The following is a 3,082-nucleotide window of genomic DNA, read 5'->3' as shown; positions in this document are numbered from 1 at the left end:
TATGGAAGAGAGAGAGCTTAACGTTTTAATGAGAGAAATGCCTATAAAAAGTCATATTCTGACTTTTATTTAACCAAAATAACCTTATTAAAAATGTGAGATCTCACCCTGGACTTTCAGATGACATGAAAAACGACAACCCACATGATTTAATCTGAACGAATCTCAACGTTATGAAGTAAATAAAAACGCTAAAACGAAAAGTTAAAGACAGTAAAAACAGCGTTAAAATCCCTTAGATTGTCGCAAAATGCGATAAAAAAGAGTTTAATACCCATGTAAACCATCAATACAAATTTTTTCATTTTATTATTAATGAAAACTCAATAGTGATAATCGAAGCGCCAAAAGCCAGTAATCCGAGATACAGCATAATGCAGTGTCTGTTAATTTCTATGTTATCCTGCAATGACTCATTAACTCACACTGAATAATACCCATGATTGCCAAGTTGCTGCGCTCTGCTTTTTTAGGATTACTTATCGCTGTAATTTTACTGATTACTATTCCATCACTGCGTCCTAACGGGCTAACATCTGCAATTACCCGTAACAGTAATGACGAAGTTCCATTCAGTTTTAATAAAGGTGTCCGTAGGGCAGCGCCCGCCGTAGTCAACGTCTACAGCAGCAACATGGGGAGTTTTTCTCACCAAGGCCGGGAAAACCATACCCTTGGTTCTGGTGTCATCATGAGTGATAAGGGCTACATTCTTACCAATAAACACGTCATTAATAATGCAGGACAAATTATTGTTGCACTGCAAGACGGTCATTTTTATGAAGCCCTGGTCATAGGTTCTGATAGCTTAACGGATCTTGCCGTCCTGAAAATTGATGCCGAAAACCTACCTGTCATTACTATCAATCCAAATAGAGTGGCTCATGTGGGAGATGTCGTTTTAGCCATTGGCAACCCTTACAACTTGGGGCAAACCATTACTCAAGGGATTATTAGCGCTACTGGTCGCGTTGGATTAAGCCCTACCCGCCGTCAAAACTTTCTCCAGACCGATGCTTCCATTAATCAGGGTAACTCTGGCGGAGCTTTGATTAATACCCTTGGCGAGCTAGTGGGTATCAATACATTATCATTCGATAAAAGTGAAAATGGTGAAACCCCAGAAGGATTAGGTTTTGCTATTCCGACTGAACTCGCCACCAAGATTATGCAGAAACTTATTCGTGACGGACGGGTTATCCGAGGTTTTATCGGCATAACGTCACAAGAGCTGCCACATATTCGCTCTTCTAACGGCAATATTAACCAGCTTCAAGGGCTACGAGTATTTCAAGTGACTACAAACGGGCCTGCGCAAAAAGCTGGTATAAAAGTGGGTGATATCATTACCAGTGTCAATAACAAACCCGCTATTTCTGCGGTTGAAACAATGGATCAAGTGGCTGAAATACGCCCCAGCAGCATTGTTCCAGTCACTTTATTGCGCAATGGGAAAATATTATCGCTGCAAGTGACCATTGAAGAATATGGTGAATATTAATTCACCTGAACTTCACTTAAATCAGATTTTTGGTGAGCGCAACGGGTGAAAAAAAATTTGGGATTTATGTCACATTTATTAAGTTAATCAAATACTCATCACCCAAACAGGCGGGACAACATAAGTTTTTTGTTATATGTTCTTGATTAGATATTAAACACATAAAACGACTGATTAGCTATCTTCACGATACTCTTAAGCCGCAATGGAATATTCCCGACGTTGCCTGTTCATACAGGTTATCAATAAGACTATCAGCGACAAACTGCTGGTGCCTTTATCGCTTTATAGATAGTTCTGACGAGACTTGCAAATGATAAGGGAAGCAAGATGCCATTCCAAAAAAAACCATGCAGGCAATTTAGCGCTGGACAAATCGCAGACCGCCTGAGTGCTCAGCGTGTCGGCAAGCTAACGTGCAACATGCCCCCATCCCAGCTAAAACAGATACTCACCATGATGACCTCATTTCATCCTCGTCTGAGTGATGAGCCATAATGTCCGGGAGGGGTCATGAGCGTATTAATGATGGCCTGGCTGGGGGCCGGCGCTGCGCAGCGCACAACCAGAACAGAGACGACCTCAGCAGGGAATGCTCCGCCGCCGACCGAAATCAGCTCTTCTGCCGATACGGTGCTAAATTATCTGGAAAGTGAGCGTTTTCAGTATCATTCGCTGGCGGCAGCAATGACGTATACCGTTGCGGTGGGCGGCGCCCCCGCCGTCCTCCCGCTGGTCGCCGGGGTAGCCGCCGGGAAACTGGGGGCTCAGATAGGCAATGATATCGGCGAAAGCCTCACGCATGGCGCGATGGGTTTTTTCGGCCAGCGTACGGTCGCCACCGAAGGCCAGGCCCCGGCCCGGCTCGGGGATGCGATTGCCCACCAGAACAAAAGCGCCGGATTATGGGGGGCGCTGGGCGGCGTGTTGCTCGGCGCACTGGCGGCGGTGGCCGTCGGCGGGTTAATTGTGGCGACCGGCGGCCTGGCGATGGCCGTGGTGGCCGTGGTGGCCGTGGTGGCCGGGGCAGCGGCTGGCCTGGCGGGCGGTTTTGTCGGCGGACTGGTCTCGTCCGTGGGCGCGGCGCTCGGGCAATACGGAGCGAATAAGGGCCAGATTGTCGAAGGGTCGCCGGATGTCTTTTTTGAAGGCCGGCCGGTGGCCCGTCAGGGGGACAAAATTGTGTGCAGCGACCACCCCGGCCCGGTGGTGATTGCCGAAGGTGCCAAAACGGTGTTTGCCAACGGCAAGCCCATTGCCCGGCTGGGCCACCGCACCGCCTGTGACGCCAATATCAACAGCGCTGCCGCCTCGATTGCCCTCACCCCGCAAACCGGTGATGCCCTGACTATCCTGACCGCCAGCAACAAAGACCTGCGCTGGCTGGTGGCGATTGCTGGCCTGCTCCCGCTGCCGCTTGGCCGGAAAGGCAACGGCGGCAAAGCCAAATCCGGGGCGGAACCCACCCCATCGGTGAAAAAAACCGGCTGTGACAGCCAGCTCTGTAGCAAAGCCGGCGAGCCGGTAGACGTGGCGACCGGCGACTTCCTGCAGGTCTGGCCGGTGCTGGCCCTGCCGGGG

At 49.4% G+C, this 3,082-nt stretch carries 3 protein-coding genes; all 3 read left to right on the top strand.

Translation table 11 applies throughout. From position 1 onward, the window contains the following. The first annotated feature begins 439 nt into the window (after positions 1–439). Positions 440–1,501, top strand: a complete 1,062-nt coding sequence (gene degS, locus SLS51_RS22740; RefSeq protein WP_323840770.1) for an outer membrane-stress sensor serine endopeptidase DegS — start codon at positions 440–442, stop codon at positions 1,499–1,501. 330 nt (positions 1,502–1,831) lie between these two features. Beyond that, complete coding sequence (locus SLS51_RS22735) at positions 1,832–1,999, top strand: hypothetical protein (RefSeq protein WP_323840769.1); 168 nt, start codon at positions 1,832–1,834, stop codon at positions 1,997–1,999. Between the two features lie 15 nt (positions 2,000–2,014). Next, on the top strand, positions 2,015–3,082 hold a 1,068-nt coding region (locus SLS51_RS22730; RefSeq protein WP_323840768.1), incomplete at its 3' end, for a PAAR domain-containing protein.

Source organism: Photorhabdus africana (assembly GCF_035181445.1).
Classification (GTDB): Bacteria; Pseudomonadota; Gammaproteobacteria; order Enterobacterales; family Enterobacteriaceae; genus Photorhabdus; species Photorhabdus laumondii.
This window is presented reverse-complemented; position numbering and strand designations above follow the sequence as displayed.

Excerpts from the sequence above, each read along its gene's own strand:
- degS (WP_323840770.1), top strand. The coding sequence starts at position 440 with ATGATTGCCAAGTTGCTGCGCTCTGCTTTTTTAGGATTACTTATCGCT.
- SLS51_RS22735 (WP_323840769.1), top strand. The coding sequence starts at position 1,832 with ATGCCATTCCAAAAAAAACCATGCAGGCAATTTAGCGCTGGACAAATC.